This is a genomic window from Halosimplex rubrum, assembly GCF_013415885.1.
Classification (GTDB): Archaea; Halobacteriota; Halobacteria; order Halobacteriales; family Haloarculaceae; genus Halosimplex; species Halosimplex rubrum.
In genome coordinates this window covers 828,708-850,603 of the sequence record NZ_CP058910.1, presented here as the reverse complement: position 1 = coordinate 850,603, position 21,896 = coordinate 828,708, and the positions used below count along the sequence as shown (strand labels likewise).

The following is a 21,896-nucleotide window of genomic DNA, read 5'->3' as shown; positions in this document are numbered from 1 at the left end:
ATGGGGAGTGACGGGTCGTTCGACGACGAATACAGCGTCGACGAGACGTTCTCCTCGGGCGGCCGGACGCGCGTCGCCGCCGGGAACGACTGTCTCGTGTTCGGGAGCGACGAGGGGCGGCTCGACATCGTCACGGGCACCGACCGGAACCGGATCCGGACGGACGACCCGGTCGTCGACGTGGCGGCCGGGCGCTACCCCTTCGCCCTGTTCGACGCGGCGGTCGCCGCGTTCACGAGCGGCGGGCTGGAACTGTGGCGCCAGCGCGTCGCGGACGGGACCCACCTCGTCGCGCCGAGCGGCGGCGGCCCGCTCTGTGTCGTCACCGAGGGCGGCGAGCTCGTCGGGCTGGACCCGGAGACGGGGAGCGAGCGGTTCCGCCGCGAGCGGCCGCACGACGACGTCTCGGACGTGAGCGCGGTCACCGGCGGGCACGGTCGGATCGCCGTCGCCGCCTGGTCGTTCCTGACGGTCGTCTCGGAGGGCGGCGAGGTCGTCCTCGACCACTCGTTCGACGGCGTGGTCACGGATATCGCACTCACGGCCAACCTGGCCGTCGCGGCGCTCAAGGACGGGCGGTTGGTCGGCGTCGACCTGACCGCCGGCGAGGAGGCCTGGGCGGTCGACGACGGCGCGGGGGCCGTCGCGCCCGCGGACGAGGCGGCCGTGCTGGTCGCCTTCGCGGACGAACTCGCGGTCGTCGACGACGACGGCGACGCTGACCCCCTCGACGTGCCGGCGGAGACGCTCGCCGCCGCGATACCCGACGGAGCCGCGCTGGCGACCGTCGGCGAGGGGTCGGTCGCGGTGTACCGCCCGGTGACCGACCCCGTCGCGGCCGTCACCGCGTCGGTCGACACTGACCGGGCCGACCCCTCCCGGCCGGTTCGCGTCGTCGTCGAGAACGAGGGCGACAGAGCGGCGGTCGCGGACCTGGGGGTCGACTTCGGGGAGCGGGCCGTCGCCGCCGGCGCGCCCAGCCGCGTCGACCTCGAAGCCGGCGAGCGCGCCGCGTTCGAGGTCGGCGTCGCCGCGGTCGACGACCCCGGTGACGGGACGGTGACCGTGACCGTCGACGAGGCGGTGGTCGCGACCGGGACGGTCCGCTTCGAGGAGCCCGAGGCGCTCGCCGAACAGGTCGCGACCCGGACGCGCCTCGATCGCCTCGACCGCGGCCGGGCGCGGTGGTGCGCGGTCCTCGAACACACCGGATCGGTCGCGGTCGACGTGTCCGGCGAGGGTGAGACGAGACACCTCGAGCCCGGCGAGGAGCGCGAGTTCGAGTTTGAGAGCGCGTACGAGCCGGGAGCACGGGTCGAGCGGACGGTCACGCTCGCGACCGACGGCGCCAGCGAGACGCTCCCGTTCGCCGTCGACCTGCCGGACCGCCCGCTGTCGGTCGCCGTCGAGCAGGACCGCTCCGGGGGCTACCCGTACGTCGACGTCGAACTGACCAGCGAATGCGACGTGCCGGTGGCCGCCGACGTGACGATCTCCGTCGCCGACGAGTTCACGCGCGAACGGGCCTACGAACTGGCGCCCGGGACCGCGACGGTCGTCGCGCTCGCGCTTCCGGTCGCCCCCTCGGAACCGTTCCCGGTGGCGGTGACCTGCTCCGGCACGGACACCGATAAGCGCAGTCGGCTCTCCGGCTGGCCGGACCTCGACGACCGCGCAGTGCCGACCGACCGCCGCGGCCGGCGCCGGGAGTCCGACGAGCGACCCGCCCACGGTCGGCGTGACGGGGCTGGCCGCTCGCGATCGGAACCGCACGAGCCGGGGGAGCCGCGGGAGGAGGCGACGGCAGAACCGGAGCGGCGGGGACGCGCCGACGGCGAGACGGACCGCACTCCCGACGACGGCCGGGTGGCGGGCGGCGCTGAGGCCGCCGGAGCGTCGCCGGCGCCGGCAGTGACCGTCGAGCGCGCCATCCCGGAACACGTCGCGTCGGGAGCGGCCTGCTCCGAGCGGGTCCAGATATCGGTCGAGGAGCGCGGCGTCGACGACCTCGCGATCGAAGCCGACGGGGAGTCGTACGCGGTCGGTGCCGTCGCGGCGGGCGAAACGGTGACGCTACAGCGCGACCACGTCTTCCACGGGAACGGCGAGCGAACCGTCTCGGGCGGCCGCGTGACGGCGGCCGGCGACGCGTACCCGCTGCCCGATGCGACGGTGACCGTCGAGCGCGGCGGCTTCCACCCGGAGTTCGTCGTCGAGCGCGGTCGTAGCGACGCGGCCATCGCCTTGGAGGCGGTCAACGAGGGGTCTCGGGAGTGCGAACTGGACGTGTTCGGCGTCGACGTCGGGGAGGACACCTGGCCCCGGTTCGACATCGAGGACGGGGCGCTCCCGAGCGGCGAGACGCGGACGCTGGAGCGGCGCCTCTCGTCGGATCGCGTGCCCGAGGCGGACGTGCTCGACGCCGGCGTCAAGTACCGTCCGGCGGGCGAGGACGAGGCGTTCTGCCACTCGCTGGCGGCCGTCCTCGACACGTCCGGTCCGGTCCTCGCGGTCGAGGTCGGCGACGGGAGCGCCGTCGCAGCGGGGACCAACGGCGTGATCCCACTGCGCGTGACTAACCGGAGCGACCGGACACTGTCCGACCTCCGCGTCGAGGCGAGCGGCACCGCCGTCGAGAACAGTTCGCTGTTCTCCCCCGCCGAGGTCGCGACCGTCGATCCCGACGAGAGGGTCGGAGTCAACCTCGACGTCAAACCGGAGTCGGCCGGCGACCTCTCGATACACGTCACCTGTTCGGCCACCGGCCCCGACGGGGCGGTCGAGGTCCCGGCTCGCGTCGCCGGACCGGTCGCCGCCGACCGCGAGTCGGCATCGGCCGAGCAACTCGACCAGTGGACCGCGAGCGTGCGGGACGACACCGACGAGCCGGAGCGCCCGACACACCTCCGTTCGGGGTACGAACCCGCCGAGGACCCGGACGGTACCTGACCGTACCCGCCGACGGTGCGGGCGCCACGTCGTTTTTCGCTTCCAGCGGGTCGTCTCGGAGCGGTCGGTCGATACGGGGAAGCGTTGCGGCGAACCCGACAGTCACCCGTCGGACGGGGTCGGCCGACCGGAAGCGGTCCGCTCTCAGACCAGGAAGTCGCCGCTGACTGCGGCGCGCGACTCCTGGATGTACCGGTACAGCGCCCTGCTCTCGAGGACGACGACGACGAGGAAGACCAGTCCGAGGCCGGCGCCGATCCCGAGCGAGACGGTGCGTGCCCCGTCGTAGGCCGCCGCGAGGGACGCCCGCTCGGCGGCCGCGCTGTCGGCGCGTTCGACAGCGCCGGCGGCGCGGAACCGCTGTTCGGCGGTGTCGTACTCGGAGAGGGTCGCTCGCGTCGCCGACTCGAAGCGGTCGAGGCTCCCGATCCAGAAGACGCGCTGACCGAGCGCCGAGACGAACAGCGACTCGTCGAGGTCGTCGCGCTGGCTCCGGCCGGCCTCGAGGCGTTCGTTGCCCTCGGCGACGAGCGTCGAGTAGTTCGAGAACGCCCGGTCGGCCTCGGTGCGAAGTTCGCCGGCCCGGTCGCTGTCGCCCCGGAGCGCGGCGAGCCTGGAGAGGTCGCGTTCGATCCGCGCGCGTTCGAGCATCGTCGTGTTCTCGGCTTCGAGCCGGCCGCGGTAGTACGAGAGCTGGCGGTCGGTGAGCGCGGCGAGGATCTCGTCCGCGCGCTCGGTGACGCCGGCGGCTCGCTGGGCGAGTTCGTCGTTCGAGATCCGGTCGGTGTACGTGCCGAGCGTGCGGTAGGCGGCCGCCGTCCGGGTCAGGTGGAGCTGAGCGGCCGAGTGGTTCCCGGCGTCGAGCGCGGTCCGCGCCTGTTCGGCGGACTGCAGGAACAGCGTGGTGCTACGGCCCGCCGTGCTGACGGCGACGATGTCCGACCGCGGCGCGTTCCCGGCCCGGAGCTTCTCTTCGAGCGTTCCCAGCACGCCGTCCATCTCGGTCACCATCCCGTCGCCCGCCTCGACCTCGCCTTCGAGGGCGGTGAGGTCGTCTCTGACTTGCGAGAAGTCGATCGGTCGCGGCACGGCCGACACCGTGAACCGCTCGGTCTCGACGTTGGTGCCGGACGCGGCGAACGTCCAGTTGTAGGTCCGGTAGAGCGTCGCGCTCGGGTCGAAGGAGACGGCGAGGACCACCTCCCCCGATTCGCCGGCAGCGATGGTGGACGGGCGCTCGACGACGGTTATCCACCCGCGGTCGGGCCCGGACACCTGCTCGAATCCGAAGTCACGCACCGACTCGTAACCGAGCTGCTCCGAGAGCACCGTCGCCGTCGACGCCCGCTCGGTCACGATGACCTCGCCGACCGAGAGGTTCCCGGGGTCGACGGCCAGGTCCGCCTGGCGGTCGACGGTGACGGTCGACGAGACCGTCGTCGACCCGGGCTCGGCCGCCTGAACGTCCATCGAGAGCGTGTGCTCGCCCTCGCTCGCCTCGGGTTGGGCCTCGATCCGGACGCCGAACGTGCGCGAGGAGCGCGCGGGGATCGTGTCCGGACGGTCGACGACGGTCGCGTCGATCCCCGGTGCGTCGACGCTGGGGGAGACCGACTCGATATTCATCGGGAGGTCGCCGCCGTTTCTGACCTGCATGGTCGTGGTCTCGGTGTACGAGGTGACCTCCGAACGCGGCCTGTCGAAGACGAAGTCGGCGCCGCCGACGGAGACGCCGTCGTAGTACGGCGGGTAGATGACCTGCGCCGTGAACACGACGCGGGCGTTGCCGTCGCGGTTGTCCTGCGGGGCGAAGCTCACTTCCCACCGGAGCTGGGAGCCCTGTTCGACGTCCTCGTCGACCTGGACCGTCACCGACTGCGAGGTGCTCTCGCCGGCCGAGATCGTCGTCTCACCCAGCCCGCCGAACGCCAGATTCCCCCGCGAGTCGCGCTCGGCGAATTCCGTCACCACGTCCGACACCGACTCGTATCCGGCGGCTTCGCGGAGCGTGAACGACTTCACGGTCGACTCGCCGACGAGGACCTCCCCCAGCGAGATGACGGTCGAATCGGCGCTCAGGACCGGGACCTTCTCGACTCTGACGGTCACCTCGTAGGTCTCTCGGTTCCCGAGGTTGTCGCTGGCCGTGACGGTGAAGCTGTGGTCGCCCTCCTCGACGGTGTCGTCGACGCTGATGTCGAGGTCGATCCCGTCCCTCCCATTCGCGCCGATCCGGTCGGGCTCGTTCGCGACCGACGCGTCGATCCCGCGCGGCGTCGCGCCGACCGAGACGGAGTCGATGACCATGACCCCGTCGCCGCCGTTGCCGATCTCGACCTGAGTCTCCGTGTTCGCCCGGTCTCCGGTCGACTCGTCGAAGCGGATGTCCTCGGTGGTGCCCGACGGCTGCTCGAACTCCGGTTCCCTGACCTCCACGTCCGCCACGATCCGCTCGGTGTGCTGGTCGCCGAGCCCGCTCGACGCCGTCGCGGTGATCGAGTAGGATCCCTCGGTGGCGCCGTTGTTGGCGCTCACCTCGTACGTGACCTGGTACGTGTGGCCGCCCGTCGCCGTCCAGCTGCTGCTAGTCCCCGAGCCGCCCCCGCTCTGGTCGGACCACTCGACGAACTCGAACTCGACGTCGCCGTACGACCGGGTCGTCTGTGACGGCGTGACGCTCACCCTCGTCGACATGTTGGAGCTGCCACTCACGCGGAACGAGAAGGTGACCCGGTCCGAGTCCGAGTCGCCGGACAGCGCCTGCTCGACGTCGAGGTCAACGGTCGACCGCAGCGACGTTGACGCCGAAACGTTCGTCGAGGCCGGCCCGGCGGCGTCCGCCGCGCGGTCCGTCGCGGACTGGCTGTGCTGGTCCGGGGTCGCCTCCGCGGCCCCTTCGAAGTGCTCGATCCGGTCGGGAGCGTCGGTCGTCGGCTGGCCGAGGGGTCCGGCGGCCGCGGGGCCGCTGACGAGGACGCACGCGACCGCGACGGCCACGAGGGCGACCGCGGCGCGCGTGTGGCGCTTAGCCATGGAGGATCTCCCCCACGAGGACCACGTCGCCGGCCTGTGCGTCGACCAGATCTCGGCGCCAGCGCATCAGGCGCCAGGTGACGAGCGCGCCGACGAGCGCGACGACGACGGCGAACCCGACGATGACGCCCGCGCCGGTGACCGCCAGCGTCTGGCGGTAGCGGTCGATGGTCGCCGTCTCCGACTGGAACTGCCCCGTCCGATCGCTGAGCGCGTGGCGCGCGGCGAGCGTCTCGCCGCGCTGGGCCTCGATGTCCGCACGCAGCGACTGGGAGTAGAGCGCGAACACGTTCAGCCGGTGGCGCTGGAGCGCCTCGGTGGGCGCGTCACACCCGCCACACGAGGCGAGGAACGCGTCGGTCACGGCCGCGGATTCGTTCATCTCCTCGAGATCCGACCGGTACTGCTGTCTGGTCGTCTCGATGCGCAGCGTGATCTGAGAGAAGCGGTCGGCCGCGCCGGCCCGGCGAAACGCGGTCGCCGACCGCTCGAGGACCGTCAGGCGGTCGGGCGTCCGCTCGATGCCCTCCGCCCGCTCGAGGAACGCCTGTCCGTTGCGCTCGAAGAAGCGGTCCAGCGCCAGGTCCGCGAGGACGGCGTACTGGCGGCCGCCCTCGGTCTCGAGCAGCGAATCGGTGATCGAGTCCGTCTCGTTACCGAGTTCGAGGCTCCGCGCGTTCGACCCGTTCGCACGGGCCGCGACCGCCTCGCGGAAGGTGACCAGCAGGTCGAGGACGCGTCCCATCCGCTGGCGTTTGGTGTCCGTGAAGTTGCCGACCTGTACCTCGAGGACGGCCTGCGACCGGATCACTTCCAGTTCCTGATACTGCGCGAACGCCGCCGTGCCGTTGAGCGCCCGGAACCGGTCGAGATACTCCTCCTGGGTCTCTGGCTGGGCCGCCTGCGCGGCGGACCCGTGACTGTCGGCGGCGGCCGCGCCGACCGGTGTCGTGACCCCGGCGAGTACCAGCGCGGTCGCGGCGGCGGCAGCGAACGTGATTCGTGCGATCTGGGCTGTTCGGCTCATATCAGAATACGGTTTGTTTCATGCGTTTGCGGAGCGGTTCGTGCTCGAAGAGCTGTTCGACGGCATCGAGCAGCGCCTCCGCGGTGACGACCGCGGCGGCCGAGTCGAGTTCCGTCGTGTCGACGCCCGTGCTCTCGCGGACGAGCGTTCGACTGCTGTCCCACATCTCGCGGGCGGGGCTGATCTCCGCCAGTCCGCTGAGCTCGTCGGTGATGCCCTCGTCGACGGTGTCGAGCCGGTCGGCGAACCTGCCGCGCTGCTCGCCGACGCCGCGCTCGGCGAGCGCGAGCGTGTCGTCGACCGCGATCGATCCCTGCCACTCGATGTCGGCGTCGGGCAGGTCCGAGCACGCCGAGAACAGGTCGACGTTGCGTTTCGACCCCATCGCCTCGTCGATCTGGTCGGCGGCGGCCTCCGTCGCGTCGAGCAACGCGTCGACGACCGCCGACGGGTCGGTGCGGTGGACGAGGAACGGGTGCCCCGAATCGGGGATCGACTCGGCGGTCTCCAGGACGCGTTCGACCACGCTCGCGTAGTAGGCCGGGATCGCGGTGTCGCGGGTCGACGCGCTCGAGATGTCCGCCAGCGTCGCGCGTACGTCCGACACGCGGTCCCGCTGGGCCCGCGAGAGGTCGAATTCGAAGACGACCGGCACGTCGACGGTCGCTGTCCGGTCCTCCTCGACGGTGACCGTCGCGTCCGTCGTGCCGAACCCGTCGAGCGACTGCGGGAGCGACACGCCGACGCTGTACTCGCCGACCGCGAGGTCGTCGAACTGCGCCCGCCCGCTCCCGTCGGTCTCCGCGTCGCGGTCGGTCTCGCCGACCGCGTCGACCCGCTCCGGCGTGACCGTCACCGAGAAGCCGTCGACGGGTCGCCCGTCGAGCGTGGCGGTCGCCCGTAACGTCCCCGTGAGCGGCTCCAGTTCGACGGGCACGGTCCGTTGTCCGCCGACGGAGACCGTCAGCGACTTTTCGGCGTAGCCAGGCCGGGAGACGCTCACGTCCAGCGAGTCGACGCCGGCGGGGATCTCGTCGAACGACAGCCGTCCGTCGGCGTCGGTCGGGCGCGTCGTCGACCCGTCGTCGCCGACGACGGTCACGTCGGCGTCCGGGAGCGGCCGCTCGTCGGTGTCCTGCACCGCGAACGCGACCGCCCGCGGGGAAAACCGGAGTTCGACCGACCGGTCGTCCCGGTCGACCTGGATCTCCGTCGACTCCGTGCGGCCGCCGTAAGTTGCCTCGACGGTGTAGGTCCCCTTCGAGAGGTCGAACGCCGCCGTGCCGTCGCTCGTCGGCTCCCGCTCGGTCTGGGGATCAAACGACGACGCGCGCGTGACGGTCACCTCGACGGCGTCGCGGACCCGGCGATCGAGTTGGTCGTCGACGAGGCGGACGGTCACGGTCGCCGTTCGCGTCGCGGCACCGGCGGCGGCCGCCTCGCCGCTCGCGCCGCCGGCCGTGTTCGCCGCGACGCCGACCAGTCCGCCCGCGACCGCGCTGTAGGCGCCGCCGGCGGCGAGCAGCGACAGATCCGACGCGAACGCGACCAGCAGTGCCGCAGCGGCCAGTGGGACGGTCGTCGCGACGAGCAGGGCCGCTAGCTGGTTGCGCTGACTCGCCGGCCGCGTCCGGGTTACGGCTCCGACGCCCAGATACGCGGCGCCGAACACCACCCCGCCCGCGATCGCGGCGAGTTCGAACAGCAGGGCGCCGCTGGCGGAACTCCCGCCAAGCCAGTAGCCGAGCCCCGCTCCGAACACCGCGAAGAACGCCAGGAGACCGCCGGTCGCGCCGTGTTCGCTGTCTCCGTTCTGTTCGAGCAAGTACCCGATCCCGAAACAGAGCACGCCGACCACGAGTGCGATCAGCGGCGCGGCGAGCGCTGAGAGACCCAGCGTCGGGTCGGCCGCCGTCGTGCCGGCACCGACGAGCCCGGTGGCGTTCCCCGTCGCGGTTTCGGTCGTCGTCCCGCTCGACCCGTCGGTGCCGGTGGCGGTCGCCCCGGCGGTCGCGCCGTCGGCAGCGCCCGTCTGCTGGGCGCTCGCCGTGCCGACCACGTCGGCGATCCCGACCGGCTGGAGCGTCTCGCCCTGGAGCAACACCGATTCCACGCCGTTCCCGACGAGATCCGCCGGGAGCGCCAGCGCGCCGCGCTCGGTCGTCGAGTTCGAGAGCTTGGTCACCGCCGTTCCGTTGTCGACCCAGACCGCGCGGAGCCCCGACGGGACGAGTCCGGAGACGTTCAGCGCCGTCCCGTTGACGACGCGTTCCGGCCGGGACACCGTGTGCGTCACCGAGAAGACCGCCGTCGAGTGTGCCGCGGCGTCGACGGTGATCCGCCGTTGCTCACCGATGAGCAACCGCCCGGGGAGCGCCAGACGCCCGCGCTGAGCCGGCGTGTGTGCGCGGACGTAGCTGCCGTCCGGGTCTGTCGTGTCGACGGTGACCGCGTACCGCACGCTCTCGAACAGGAGCGGGTGGCGGACCGCGAGACCGTCGGCGATTCGATTGACGGTCGCGTCGCCCGCCGCCTCGCGCGGGTTCACCGCCAGTTGCGCGTCCGGTTCGAAGCCGAACTGGGGCTGCAGCGCGAGCGTCTCGTTGAGCAGCCGCGACGGGTTGAACCGGGCCAGCGGGACGGTGAGACGGCCCGTCCCGTTCCCGTCGAGGTGGGCGGTCCACTGAGTGACCGGCCCCGACTCGCTGAACCCCGCCGAGACCGCGATGGCCGCCCCGTCGACGACGCCAAGCGATCGGTCGACGGGGACGCTGAGCGTCGACTCGTTGAGCGTCGCGTTGTCCGCCGACCCGAACGAGAGCGACCGGAGGTCGAGCGACACCTCGTGGGCGGTGGCGTTGGGCGTGCCGGGCGTGACCGCGACCGTCGCCGAGCCGAGGTCCCGAGCCGCCGTCGAGAGGTCGGCGAGCGGAACGCGGTAGACGAACGCGCCCGACTGCGTCCCGCTGGCCGGGTAGGGGTCGGTCGCGTCCCGCCCCGGCGCCGAGAGCGTGACCGTCGCGTTGGCGGCACTCGTGTTCGGCGGGAACAGGCCCTGTTGGACGCTGATCGTCACGTTGTCGGGACCGGTGCGGTTCGCCGTTACGTTCGCCGCGGCGACCGAGGCGCTCGGACCGGTAGCGGCGGGGCCGCCCGGCGCCGTCGCCGCGGCGACCGCCGACTGTCCCGCGGCGTCGCCCTCGGCCGCGGCGGCGCCCCCGGTAGCCAGCGCCAAGATGGCGACGGCGACGAGCGCGGCGGTCGCTGTCGCGCGCGTCGCCGTCCGGAGGTGTTGTGTCCTCATCGGGATCACCCCCTGCTCGCCGAGAGATAGTCCTCGAGGTTACGCCGGATCGCCCGGAAGCGATCCGTCGAGAACTCCTCGCCGGGCGTGTCCACGTCCGACTGGATGCCGCGCTCGGTCGCCTGTTCCATGATCGCGTCGAAGGAGGTGCGTGACTCCGAGAGCAGCGGGTCGAGGTCGAAGCCGCCGAACATGAGCAGGACGTCGAGGGTGTCATCGCGCCGGTCGACGGGCGTCAGCGTCGTCATCCGGTGGACGATGTCGTCGTACCCGTTGGCGTCGAGCCACTCGTGGAGCGCCGCGTCGAGCTCGGCCTCGCTGTACTCGCCCTGCTCGACGAGGTGAGTCGGTGCGCGGACGATCCCGTAGACCACGCGCGAGGTCGTCGGGTCCAGCGGGACGAACCCGTTGTCGGCGGCCTTGTCGAACAGCAGGTCGAGTTCGAACACCGAGGGCTGTTCGAGCGCGACGCCGGGCGTGAAGTGGTAGGCGTCGAGCCGCGAGGGCCAGGTCACGTAGTCGCTCACGTCGACGACCCCGCGTGTCTCGCGGCCCGCGCCGATCATGAGGTCCATCGCGCTGATCGCCATCTCGTTGACCGTCGAGTACCGGTCCCCGTCCGGGTCGACCACATCCTCGAACCCGGCGTCGTCCGCGATGTGAGAGTTCGAGATGAGCACGACCATGTCGGCGTTCTGGCTGCCGTCGTACCACCGGAGGAGCCGCGAGAGCCCGCAGACCGCGTTGAAGTGTCGCTGGCCGCCCTCGTGGCTGTACGGCCAGGCCGCCAGCGCCACGTGGATCGTGTCGTCGAGCGCGGCCGACGGCGGGTTCGATTTCAGGCTGTTGATGAGATACGGCACCGACCCGTTGCCGGTCCCGCCGCCCAGCGTCGTGACGTACAGGAACGCGTCGGCGTTCTCCACCTCGGCGGCGTCGAGCTGCTCGATGATGCGGTCCAGGTCCGCCTCGGCGCAGGCCTCGCCGCCGGGGAAGTAGTTCCCGACCCCGTCGAGGTCGCCGAAGGTGACCGTGTGGTTCAGCTCGATCGACTCCGTGTCGATCGTCGTCTCGGCCTCCATCCGGTCGATGGTGTTGCGGATGTCCGCGCGGTTGGTGTTCATCACCAGGATACGGTCGTCGATCCCCGGGTTGTCCGCGCGGCCGAAGAGGTTCGAGGCGATGCGCCCGCCGCCCTCGCCCGCCGCGAGGACCGCCCACCGCGTGTAGGTGTCGGAGCCCGACATCTACTCGTCCCCCTTCGTGAGCGCGCCGTCGTCGGTCCGAACGGCGTCGGCCTCCTCGGATCCCTCGACCAGCGCCGTCAGCTCCTCGTCGGGAACTGGCGCGGACAGGAAGGTGTCGCGCAGTTTGTCGAACGCCACCGTCTCGCCGGCCTCGAGGTTGTACTGGATCACGTTTTCGATCTCCTGCCGCAGCGTCCGTTCGTCGTAGACGAGGACCGTGTCGTCGGCGAGCGTCACCGAGTGGCCCTCGCGGTCGGCCCAGACCGCGAGCAGACAGGGCGCGTAGTCGTCGTCGATCGGGAACGACATCGCCGACGACAGATGTCCCTCCGCGTCGAACTCGTCGGCGAACCGGTCGCCGAGCTCCGACAGGTACGTGTCGGGGTCGTCGATGTCGTCGCACAGCCGGTCGCGCAGCGTCACGTCCGCCATCTCGAGTTTGCACTCGGCGTCGCCGTCCAGGGTGACCGTCGTCGTCGCGGGGCTGCTGTCGTCGACGCCGGGGGTCGCCGTGACCGTGTACTCGCCGAACGGTACCTCGGAAAACGTGACCGTCGTCGCGAGGTGGGTCTCGACGGTCCGCTCGTCCTCGAAGCCGGGACCGGCGACCGAGACGGTCGCCGCCCGTTCGGAACCGCCCGTCTCGAACCGGACCGTCACCTCGAGCGTGTGGGTCTCTCCGCCGTCGGCGCCCGTCGTCAGCAGCGGCGCGCTCGGGTCGAACTCGACGCCGTCGTTCTGTCGGTAGTACAGCCCGAGAAACTGCTCCTCGTGTTCGCGAACGGGGAGGTCCGCGCCTTCGACGGTCCCCGTCGAGCGCAGTTCCTCCTCGATGCGCTCGGCCACCTGGTCGTAGGCGCCCACGACCTCGGCCTTCGGTCCGAGCGCGTCGAGGGCCTCGGTCAGCTGTTCGGCCGCAGTCCCCCATCGCTGCTCGAACGTCTCGAGGTCGTCGACGTCCCGCAGGCGGGCGGCGTAGTCGATGTCCGCCGCGTCCGGTCGGTCGTAGTACCCCTCGGGCGGGTCCGCGCGGTCGAGCGCCGCGAGCCGCGACGAGACGTCCGACGAGAGGTCTTCGAGCACGGCTAAACAGACCCTCCGGAGGTCCGCCCGCGCGGACCCGACCGCGTCCATGTCCATCGCGGAGTCGAGCGCGTCGGCCTCCGCGGCGACCGCCTCCAGGTCCTCGACGCGGCTGTCGTCGGCGTACCGAAGGGCGCCCGAGTCCCGCACGGTCCCGACGAGCGACTCCAGCGCCGCGGTCTCGGAGCGGAAGACGTCCTCGCCGGTCTGTCGGAGCACGTCCCGCGCCCGCAGGAGCGCGTCGACCGCCGCCGCGTACTCGCCGGCGGCGCGGGCCGACCGGGCGTCGTCGAGGTGGTCGGCGACCGTCGCTTCGTCGACGTCGTCCGCGGATTCGAGCGTCGAGCGGACGCGGTCGACCGCGGCGTCGACCGTCTCGTCGGCCCACTCGCGGTGCGCGGTGTACTGCTCGCCGACCGCTCGCCACTGGAAGTCGTCGGTCTCGTCGGGGTCGGCGACATCGGCGGCGACGCACGGCGGGTCGACCGCCACCAGGTCCGACAGGCGGTCGAACTCCGCGTTCACCCGTCCGACCTCGTCGCGGACGCGGTCGGCGATCTCGGCGTCGAGGCGGTCCTCGAGCGATTCGATCTCCCCCTCGAGTCGGTTTATCTCCTCGAGGTCGCGGTGCCGGTCCGACAGCGAGAGCGCGCCGGTGTCGGTGTCGAACTCGATGCCTCGCTCGGCGAGGTCGGTGACCACCCCGTCGACCGACAGCGAGTCGCCCTGTGCAAACAGCTCGGGGTATGCCTCGTGGACGCGCTCACGGCGCTCCCAGAACTGCTTGAACTGCTCGCCGACCTCCCGCGCGCGGCGCTTGGCGTACTCCGTCTGGCTCGTCCCGGTCGTGTGGATCGTGTTTCGCACCCACAGCGCGCCCGCGGCCACCAGCAGCGGGACGATCGCCACCGTCGACCAGACGGCGACCTGCGAGCCGACGGAGACGAACACGCCGGCGCTCACGGCGCCGCCGAGCACGACCAGCAGGAAGATACCGCCGACCGCTCGGGTCGCGGGCCTCACGCGATCACCCCCAGAGCGCCGGTCCAGGCCGCGAGCCCGATCCCGATCGCGACGAGCGCGAGACCGACGGCGACCGGAGCGTAGACCACCTGCCGTTCGTAGGACCCCGAGCTGGTCGTCGCGCGGAAGTCGTCGTACTCCTGGTAAGCCAGATACGGGCGGACCGCGCCGGCCACCAGCCCGACCAGGCACCCGACCACCAGCCCGAGGAGGACGTTCGTCCGGGCGGCGTCGCGCAGCGCCGCGCGCCGCTCGTCGACCGCCGCCGCGTACGCCCGCAACCGCTCGCGCGTGTCCCGGCGCACCGCCCGCTCCTCGTCGTTCATCGCCTCGATGACCGTCAGCGCGTCTTCGTTCCCGATCCGACTCGCCGCTTGCCCGTAGAGCAGTCGCTCCGTTGTTTGCTTTCGCGTCGTCATAGCCTGTGTCGCCCCAGTGATGTTCGACAGCGTCTCGTTCGCCCGTTCGAGCGCCCCGGCGTCGACCGGCTCGCCGGTCGCGATCGCCGTCCCGTTCAGCGTCGTCGTATTCGCCCCAACCGCTTCCATGGCCGCCAAGAAGTCGCTCTCGTTGCGCTCGACCGCGGCCCGCGAGGCGCCGTCCGCGAACAGGAGCGTCCCGTTCGTGACCTGTGAGTCGTATCGAAGCCCCGTCTGGACCCGAAGTGACGGTCCCTGAACGACCTGGGACTGGTTCCGCACGAGCGCGGGGAACGCCGCGGACTCGTCGGCCCCGTCGACGGTCACCGTCCAGTGGGTCTCTCCGTCGCTCTTGTTGGCGATCGCCGGGTGTGCCCCGAGGTCCCAGAGGTCGCCGCCCGCGGTCCGGAGCGCCTCCCCGTCCGCCTGACAGAGCGTCAGCGACAGTCGACTTCCGGGGTAGAGGACCATCTCCGAACCGTTCGTTCGCGTGCCCGCGACCGTCGTGGCGACCACCGCCTTCTCCTCGCCGTCGAGGGAGTCGGCGACCCCGGAACAGGGCTCGGTCGGGTCGGCCGCCCCGGCGGCGCCGGGCGCGAACGCGACGAGCAGGATCGCGCCCGCCAGTGACACCAGCCGCCTGTTCATCGGAGCCGTGCCCTCCACAACCCGAAGGAGGCGATGCTACCGACGACGAGGCCGAGCCCCAGTCCGACGGTCCCCCCGCTCCCGATGTGGCGGAACCGGTCGTCGCGCAGGTCGCTCGCCCGCTCCAGTGCGAGCGTCGCATTCCCGGCGTCGTCGACCAGCGACCCCACCGACTCGTTGTCGGCCTCGTCCTGACCGGCCGCGCCTCCCGTCGCGAGCGCGAGCGCGAGACACGCCAGCCCGACCGCGACTCCGGCGACCCGGAGCCGACGGCTCATGCGACGACCGCCTCCGATTCGTCCTCGTATTCGGCCGCCAGGCGCTCGATCTCGGCGATCCGGTCGATGTCGTCCCGGTGGTAGGTGAACAGGGCGGTGAACGAGACGAGGTTGCGCCGGGTGAGCGTCGCGCCCAGGTTGACCTCGTCGCAGCGCGTGGTCAGAAACGTGCGGAGCTTCGACGTGCCGATCCGGTAGTCCGTCTCGCGGATGTACCGGCTCGGCGCCCGCAGGAGGCCGATCGCCTTCCGCGCATCGCGGGAGTCGGCGCCCGCGACCGTCTGTTTCGAGTCGGCGAGGTTGGCCAGCGCGAGCGCGTCGACCGATTTCCTGCCGACGAACGGGAGGAGGTATCCGCGCAGCGAGCGCGTCATCGCGACGGATCGCCCGAGCGCCGCGTACCCCGGTTCCCTGTCGTCTTCCCCGACGCCGAACGACAGCGACGTGACGATGTCCTGCAGGTCGATGATCGGCGGGTCGACATCGTAGTCGCTCCGGTCGATCCGCTCGAGGATCGGCCCGGAGATCAAGTCGACGACGGCGTCGGCGATGTACTCGTTGTACTCGGTGAACTGCCCCTCCGCCGCGTTGTGATAGGAGAGGCGCTGGTTGTCGACGAGAACTACGCCGTCGACGACGTCTTCGATCCGGTCGAGCCCGTAGCGGGCGTTCCAGGCCTGCCTGCTCGGACTGGCCTCCTCCTCGTCGCCGCCGACCGGTCCCTCGGTGTTCGGGAGGACGCAGACGGCGATGATCCGCGTCGTGCCGTCGGTGAACGACGAGATCGCCTCCGCGATGTGCGGCGCGATCCCGCAGCCCGTCCCGCCGCCCAGGCCGAAAAACAGGAACGCGAACGGCACGTCGCCCGACCCCGGGACCTCGTCCTCGTCCGCGTCGACCTCCGCGCTACCCACCTGCTCCCGCAGCGCGGACTGCAACTCGTCGGCGTGTTCGTCCATGACCTCGTCGGCCCGGACCGGGTCCCGGCCGAATCCACCCGTTACCTGCTCCTCGAACCCCTCGGTCGTGCCCTCAACGAGCCCGTACTGTTCGGCGATCCCGTACCACCGGTCGGCCTCGACGTTCGATAGATTCTGTAGGTCTCTAATTGTGGAGTTGAAAATAACAGGTGTGGCTATCTTTGACATATTTGTATGTTCGAAAATGTCGTCTACTATCCCGCTTCCCGCTTGTCCTGCCCCGACAAACAGGTATGGCATTACTACCCAACAGGCGTATCCAGAATGATAAGAGTATCCGAATCAATCAATTTTGATATCCGAACAGGTTCGTTCGGTATCCGGATGGTTGCCAGTCGCGGGCCGATCCCCGTCCCGGTCGGTCCCGGAGCGGGACTCAGCCCCGGAGCTGCTGGAGGAGAACGCTGTAGGCGTGGCGCTCGTAGAGCTCTTCGACCCAGTCCATCGCGAGCTCCGCGGCGGTGAGCAGTCCGTCGGCCCGTTCGGAGTCCCCGTCGGCTCTGGCGTCCGTGGCGGCCTCGTGGAGCGCCTCGACGAGTTCCAGGAAGTGGATCGGGATGGTGTGGTTGTGTTCCGGGTAGCGGGTCGGGTAGTTCGTCCTGATGTCGGACCGTCGCTGTTCGACCTCCGAGAGGCGCTGCTCCAGCGCCGCGTTCTGCGTGTCTTCGGGCTCGCGTTCCCGGAGCAGCGGGAGGAGCGTCCGGTCGTAGTACGACAGCTCCCGGCGGGCCGCGTAGACGACGACCGTGTCGGCGTCGTTGGCCCGCTCGACGGTATCGGTGATCTCGTCGACGCGGTCGGCGAGGAGCCCCTCGACCGGTTCGGACCGGTCGAGCGCCTCGGCGAGGTCGTCGGCCACGTCCAAGACGGCGTCGCGGTCGACGTCGTCCAGCCGGTGGCGCACCGTCTCGGCCTCGTCGAGCGCCTCGAGAACTCGCGCGAGCGTCGCCTCGAACTCCTGGCCGTCGACGGTCCGGCGCTCGGCCAGCTGATCGACGAGGTCCTGGGCGAGCGACGACTCCGGCCCGACGCGTTGCTCGACGTCGGTCGCGGCCCGTTCGATCCGCTGCTCGTCGGCTCGGATCGCCACCTCGCCGCGGTCGACGGCCGCCGACAGCGCGGCCATCTGACTGCGGGTCGAGCCTTCGCCGGAGAGGTCGACCGTCGTCTGCTCGGCGGCCGTGGCGACCAAGTCCGTCGCCGCCCGTTCGAACGACTCGAGGTCCGACCGGCAGTCCGCGGCCGCCTCGACGGTCGTGGCGTAGCCGTCAGCGAGGTCGCGCACGCCCCGGGCGACCTCGCCCTCGACATCCCTGAGCGCGTCGCGCAGCGCGGTCGCCTCGTAGGCCGAGTCGAGGGACGAGGTGTCGACCCGCGAGAGCGCCTCCTCGAGTTCGTGGTGGACGGCGGTCGTCTCGACGACCGACGTGAGCGTCTCCTCGATGCGTCGCTGGTCGACGCCGTCGGGGTCGGCCAGGTACCCCAGCAGTCGCTCGACGTCCCGGCTCCGCGTCGACCGCGTCCGCTCGACGGCCTGGGCCGCCTCGCTGACGTGGTTCGCCCGTTCCGTCGAGTCGGCCGTCTCCGCCGCGGCGTCGACGTCGAGCGGCGTCGTCCCGCCGTTCCCCGCGGTCGAGTCGCCGTCGGGCGACGAGAGCGGGTCCAACGACCCCGACGACGCGTCGTCGGGCGTCGACACGACGACCTCGCGGTCGGAGACGGCCCGTTCGAGCGCCGACGCCTGCGCCGCCGGCGGGTCCGTCCGCGGGACCGACACGGAGTCCGGGAACTCCCCGGCCCGCCCGATCGTCTCGACGGCGCCGACGAGGTCGTCGACGGCCGCCGCGACGGCCTCGGTGTCGGGATCGGTGTCCAGTTTCGAAGCGATGCGCCCCAGCGAGTCCGGCGAGTCGTCGCCGGCGAACCGCCAGTAGCCGAGCACGCCCGCACCGAGCCCGGCGACGAAGCCGACGACGCCGACCGCGAGTGTGAGTGTCGTAACCATGGTTACCCCATCGCGTCGCGGCCCATCGCACCGAACAGCGACTCGACGAGCGGCCAGAGTTCGCGGACGTTGTCGGCTTGCTGGCTGTCGCTCTGTTCGGACAGCTCCTTCACGTGGTCGTACATCTTGCCGAGCGACGGGATCTGCGGGTTCCAGAGCACGCCCCAGAGATGGACGCTGTCGATCCCGGGAACGACGAGCTGGTTGACGTACAGGTCGACCGACTGTCCGGGATCGGTCGAACCGCGGTCGAGGAACTCCTCGCCACTGAGGATGTCCTTCAGCTCGTTGGCGTTGACCAGCGGTGCGATCTCCTCCATCTTCTCTTCGGGGCCGTAGATCATGAACGACCCGCCCCAGGCGGTCGAGGGGTCGAAATCGATGAGCTGACCCTTGAACAACGCGGTGCGGGCGAGCGTGCTCAGCGTCGACCGGTCGAACGACGACGCGAACGACCGTCCGATCACCGGCGCCATGATGACCGCCGGCTGGTGGTCGCGGTCGCTGTCCGCGGGGTATTTCGGCTCGGCCGGCCGGAAGCTGTCGGGCACGTCGAACACCTCGCCGTTGATCTGCCGCGTCGCCGACTGGTCGTAGTTCTGGGGCGTCGACGACATCGTGAACGCCTCCAGAAACGCCACCAGCAGCCTGTTGATGTCGACGTAGTTGATCGGGTTGTAGGCGTTGAGCCGCTCCTCGTCGATGGCGACCGAGATGTCGGCCCCGACCTCGTCGAGACGCTGGTTGTCGAACGGGATGATCCCGTCGACGGCCTTCGAGAGGTGGGCCATCCCCGCGACGCCGCGGACCATCTCGCTCCCGCCGAAGTCGTCGTCCTCGGGGATGATGACCGAGCTCAGGATCGGTTTCGTGACCGCGAGTTCGTCGTCGAGACCGACACCCTGGCCGGCCATCTCGCTGATGTTCTCCGCGAGGACCGGCGTCGCCCCGCAGCCGGTCCCCTTGGTGACGCTGTGGACCAGCATCACCGCCTGCGACGCCTCGAGGCTGTTCGCCGAGATGTCCCACCGGTCCCGGAGCGCGTTCGACTCGCCGTCGAAGTCGGCCTGCATGAGCTTGCGCCCGACGGTCCACTTGCGCCCCGCGCCCTGGTGGTTGTGCTTGCGCGCCGCGATCATCGCGTTCTGGAGGAGCTGCTGGCGGTCGTAGCCGCGGTCCTCGCGCGCGTAGTAAGTGTCGCCCAGTTCGGCGATGTTCGTGTTGAGGCTCCCGTAGTCGGCCAGTCCGCCCTCCCAGACGCCCGCGAGCGGCTCGTCGCGCTCGCGGAGCGTATCGCGGCGCATCAACACCGCGTCGATGATGTGATTGCCCGCGCCGCCCACGCCGATCATCAGCCACTTCTTCCCGGACTGGAGCCCCTCCGCGCCGGGGGCGTCCTGCCCGACCGCCGGGCTACCCGTCCCGGTTCCCCGCGGCTCGCCGGCGTTCCCGGCACGCGACCCGTCGGCTCCGGTCGCCCCCGTCTCCTCTCTCGTACGCGCCGAGGCGGAGCCGCTCCCGCCCGACGCCACCGCCCGGTCGGTCCGGGACCCGCTGTCGCTCGCCTGGCGGGCGGCTCCGGCGCCGGCTTCGCCGTCCTCGCGGCCGCCGTCGTCACGGTCGCCGTCCGACTCCCCGTTTCCGTCCGCCGGAGCGTCGTCGGCCCACCCGGGCGCGAGTTCGTCGCCGACGAAGAGTTCGTCGTACTGCTCGGGGTACACTTCGCGAACCGAGGCCGGGCTGTCCCCGTGTTGGTTCGCGAGATGCGCCTCGAGAGACGGTGCCGCTACCTCCTCGAAACAGATCTTACAGGTCGTGTCCATTGTCAGTTTATTGGTAGGGACTCACTTTGCTTTTCGCCCTCGCTCAGTCCGGCCGCTGGGTGTCGAGGAACTCGTCGTAGAGTTCGGCGACGACGGATTTGGGGCTCTCCCCGTCCGCGACGACGACGGTGAGAAAGCCCGGCGGCGCGTTCGCCGGGATCGAAACCTCGACCACGTCCGAGCGCCTGCTCGCCAGCGATTCGACCGCCGAGAGGAGCGGCTCGGTGACGTACCGCTCCGGGAGCGCGTCGGTCTGCAGCTCGACGGTGTCGTCGGCGCTCGACGTCGACGCGCCGTCCCGGAGCTCCCGAAGGAGATACCGAACGTCGTCGACGTTCGCGTCCGTCTGGTCGACGCTGGGTCCCGAGCGCTGGTGTGCGGGCCCGTCGGCCGCCCCGCGGTCGTCGTCGACCGAGTCGTCCTCGTAGCGCAGGCGCACGGTGTCCTCGTCGACGGTGGCGCTCACCGGATGCGTCCGGCCGATCGGGACGGTCATCGCCGCCGCCAACTCCCGGTCGACATCCGGCGGGAGCGGAACCGACTCCACCCGCTGTTCGATCGTCGCGACGACGCTGTTTGCGAAGAACTCCGCGGTGGCCACGAGGTGCTCGGCGGTGTCTCGCGCCCCCTCGGCGCGGCGTCGTGCGTCGTCGAACCGGCACGCGTGCAGGTCCTCGCGCGCCGTGCGCAGTCGTTCCCTGACGCCGACCGCCGACGGGACGTCCGCACCCTCCCGGTCGAACCGCCCCTCGACGAGGAACTCCGAGAGTCGCTCGCCGGCCGCCCCGTCCATCGATTCGGTCAGTGCCGCGACCCTCTCGAGACGCTCCTCCGCCGCCTCGGTCGCCTCGGCGACCGCCGACTCGTGTTCGTCGATCGTCCGCTTCAGCGCGGCGAGGTGCTCGTCGGCCCGCTCGACGGCCCGAGCGACGTCCGACAGCGCTGTCCCCTCGTCGATCGCGGCGGCGATCCGGTCGGCGAGGTCGTGTCTGTTCCCCCCGACCTGAGCGGTCAGGCCGAGCGACGGGAGGTCGAGTTCGGCGTACTCGCGGACGTTTCGGACCTCGTAGGCCTCGCCGTATCTGGAGACGACGTGGACGTCGTCGAACCGGTCGCGAACCGCGTCGGCGAGCGCCGTCCGGAACGTCTCGAGGGCGTCGTCCGCGGCCGCTTGCCCGTCCAGGTCCCCCGCGGTCGCCAGCAACTGGTCGGCCCGCTGGTTGCGCTCTCGGCTATCGACGCCGCTCGCCGACCGGAGCTCCGCGACCTCGTCGGTCACCCCGTCGCAGTCCGCCCGGAACGACGCCGCGCGCGCGTCGAGCGCCTCGACGGCGTCGGGCACGACGGTGTCGACCCGCTCGCGGACCCGCTCGCCGGCCCGCTTCCGGATCGCCGCGTCGAATGTGTCGCGGGCGTCGTCCGCTCGGCGCTCCGCAGCCGCGAGGGTCTCCTCGGTCTCCTCGTCCAGCGTCTCGGACCACTCGTAGGTCAGGACCGCCGCCCAGCTCGCGCCGGACGCGACGACCGGAACCAGCACGAAACCGGCCAGCTCGACCGCCGGGACATCGGCGCCGAACAGCGGCGAGTACACGAGCAGGAAGAGCGCGAAAAACAGCGTGACGAACCCCGCGGTGCCGAGCCCCGCCGTCCGGTTTCGCAGGACGAACACGGCGCCACCTTCGGCGAGCCAGCCGACTAGCACGAGCACGAACAGCGCGAGCAGGGCCTCCGGACTGTTCCTGAACACGACGGCCGCGGCGTCGAACACCGCGACCGACTGCAGGAGCGCCGTCATCGCCCCGATAACGGGTATCTCGAGGGCGTTGACGCCGGCGAGCGCGATCGCCGCCTGGACGAACGAGGCCGCGATCGGCACCCCTGCGACGACCCAGCAGCCGAGGGAAAGCCGTCCACGGTTCGATAGAGCTTCCATAGCGGTATCTCATCGTTTTGATCAGTACTCGGCAAATAAGTTCCCCCACGCGTGTCGACCTATAGTAGAATTTGAAAGCGTTTGCACGGTCGACCGCACGACTGCCTGCGGTCATCCGAGCGATGTCTTTCAAATGCTACTACA

At 71.0% G+C, this 21,896-nt stretch carries 12 protein-coding genes; 1 reads left to right on the top strand and 11 read right to left on the bottom strand.

Translation table 11 applies throughout. The features are described from left to right. Nucleotides 1-2,949, top strand: a complete 2,949-nt coding sequence (locus tag HZS55_RS04270) for an outer membrane protein assembly factor BamB family protein (protein WP_179910504.1) — start codon at nucleotides 1-3, stop codon at nucleotides 2,947-2,949. Between the two features lie 144 nt (nucleotides 2,950-3,093). On the opposite strand, the gene HZS55_RS04265 is transcribed toward HZS55_RS04270, so the two are convergent. From HZS55_RS04265 to HZS55_RS04215, 11 genes are all read right to left on the bottom strand, one after another. Next, a complete protein-coding gene (locus tag HZS55_RS04265; protein WP_179910503.1) occupies nucleotides 3,094-5,982 on the bottom strand; it encodes a COG1361 family protein in 2,889 nt (962 codons plus the stop codon). Then, nucleotides 5,975-7,009, bottom strand: a complete 1,035-nt coding sequence (locus tag HZS55_RS04260; RefSeq protein WP_179910502.1) for a hypothetical protein — start codon at nucleotides 7,007-7,009, stop codon at nucleotides 5,975-5,977. The genes HZS55_RS04265 and HZS55_RS04260 overlap by 8 nt, the downstream gene beginning before the upstream one ends. 1 nt (nucleotide 7,010) lies before the next feature. Next, the gene (locus HZS55_RS04255) at nucleotides 7,011-10,313 is read right to left on the bottom strand and encodes a carboxypeptidase regulatory-like domain-containing protein (protein ID WP_179910501.1); all 3,303 of its coding nucleotides are present in this window, start codon (nucleotides 10,311-10,313) and stop codon (nucleotides 7,011-7,013) included. A gap of 5 nt (nucleotides 10,314-10,318) precedes the next feature. Continuing rightward, nucleotides 10,319-11,560, bottom strand: a complete 1,242-nt coding sequence (locus HZS55_RS04250; protein WP_179910500.1) for an FtsZ/tubulin family protein — start codon at nucleotides 11,558-11,560, stop codon at nucleotides 10,319-10,321. Continuing rightward, nucleotides 11,561-13,666, bottom strand: a complete 2,106-nt coding sequence (locus HZS55_RS04245) for a hypothetical protein (protein ID WP_179910499.1) — start codon at nucleotides 13,664-13,666, stop codon at nucleotides 11,561-11,563. Continuing rightward, on the bottom strand, nucleotides 13,663-14,733 hold the full coding sequence (locus tag HZS55_RS04240) for a hypothetical protein (RefSeq protein WP_179910498.1): 1,071 nt from the start codon (nucleotides 14,731-14,733) through the stop codon (nucleotides 13,663-13,665). The genes HZS55_RS04245 and HZS55_RS04240 overlap by 4 nt, the downstream gene beginning before the upstream one ends. After that, nucleotides 14,730-15,011, bottom strand: a complete 282-nt coding sequence (locus tag HZS55_RS04235) for a hypothetical protein (protein WP_179910497.1) — start codon at nucleotides 15,009-15,011, stop codon at nucleotides 14,730-14,732. The genes HZS55_RS04240 and HZS55_RS04235 overlap by 4 nt, the downstream gene beginning before the upstream one ends. Further along, on the bottom strand, nucleotides 15,008-16,231 hold the full coding sequence (locus tag HZS55_RS04230; RefSeq protein ID WP_179910496.1) for an FtsZ/tubulin family protein: 1,224 nt from the start codon (nucleotides 16,229-16,231) through the stop codon (nucleotides 15,008-15,010). Before HZS55_RS04230 ends, HZS55_RS04235 begins: the two co-directional genes overlap by 4 nt. Before the next feature lie 136 nt (nucleotides 16,232-16,367). Continuing rightward, the gene (locus HZS55_RS04225) at nucleotides 16,368-17,996 is read right to left on the bottom strand and encodes a coiled-coil domain-containing protein (RefSeq protein WP_179910495.1); all 1,629 of its coding nucleotides are present in this window, start codon (nucleotides 17,994-17,996) and stop codon (nucleotides 16,368-16,370) included. 2 nt (nucleotides 17,997-17,998) lie between these two features. Beyond that, the gene (locus HZS55_RS04220) at nucleotides 17,999-19,819 is read right to left on the bottom strand and encodes an FtsZ/tubulin family protein (protein WP_179910494.1); all 1,821 of its coding nucleotides are present in this window, start codon (nucleotides 19,817-19,819) and stop codon (nucleotides 17,999-18,001) included. A 43-nt stretch (nucleotides 19,820-19,862) separates the two neighbouring features. After that, nucleotides 19,863-21,695, bottom strand: coding sequence for a hypothetical protein (locus tag HZS55_RS04215; RefSeq protein WP_218927271.1), 1,833 nt, complete (start codon nucleotides 21,693-21,695; stop codon nucleotides 19,863-19,865). Between the last annotated feature and the right edge of the window lie 201 nt (nucleotides 21,696-21,896).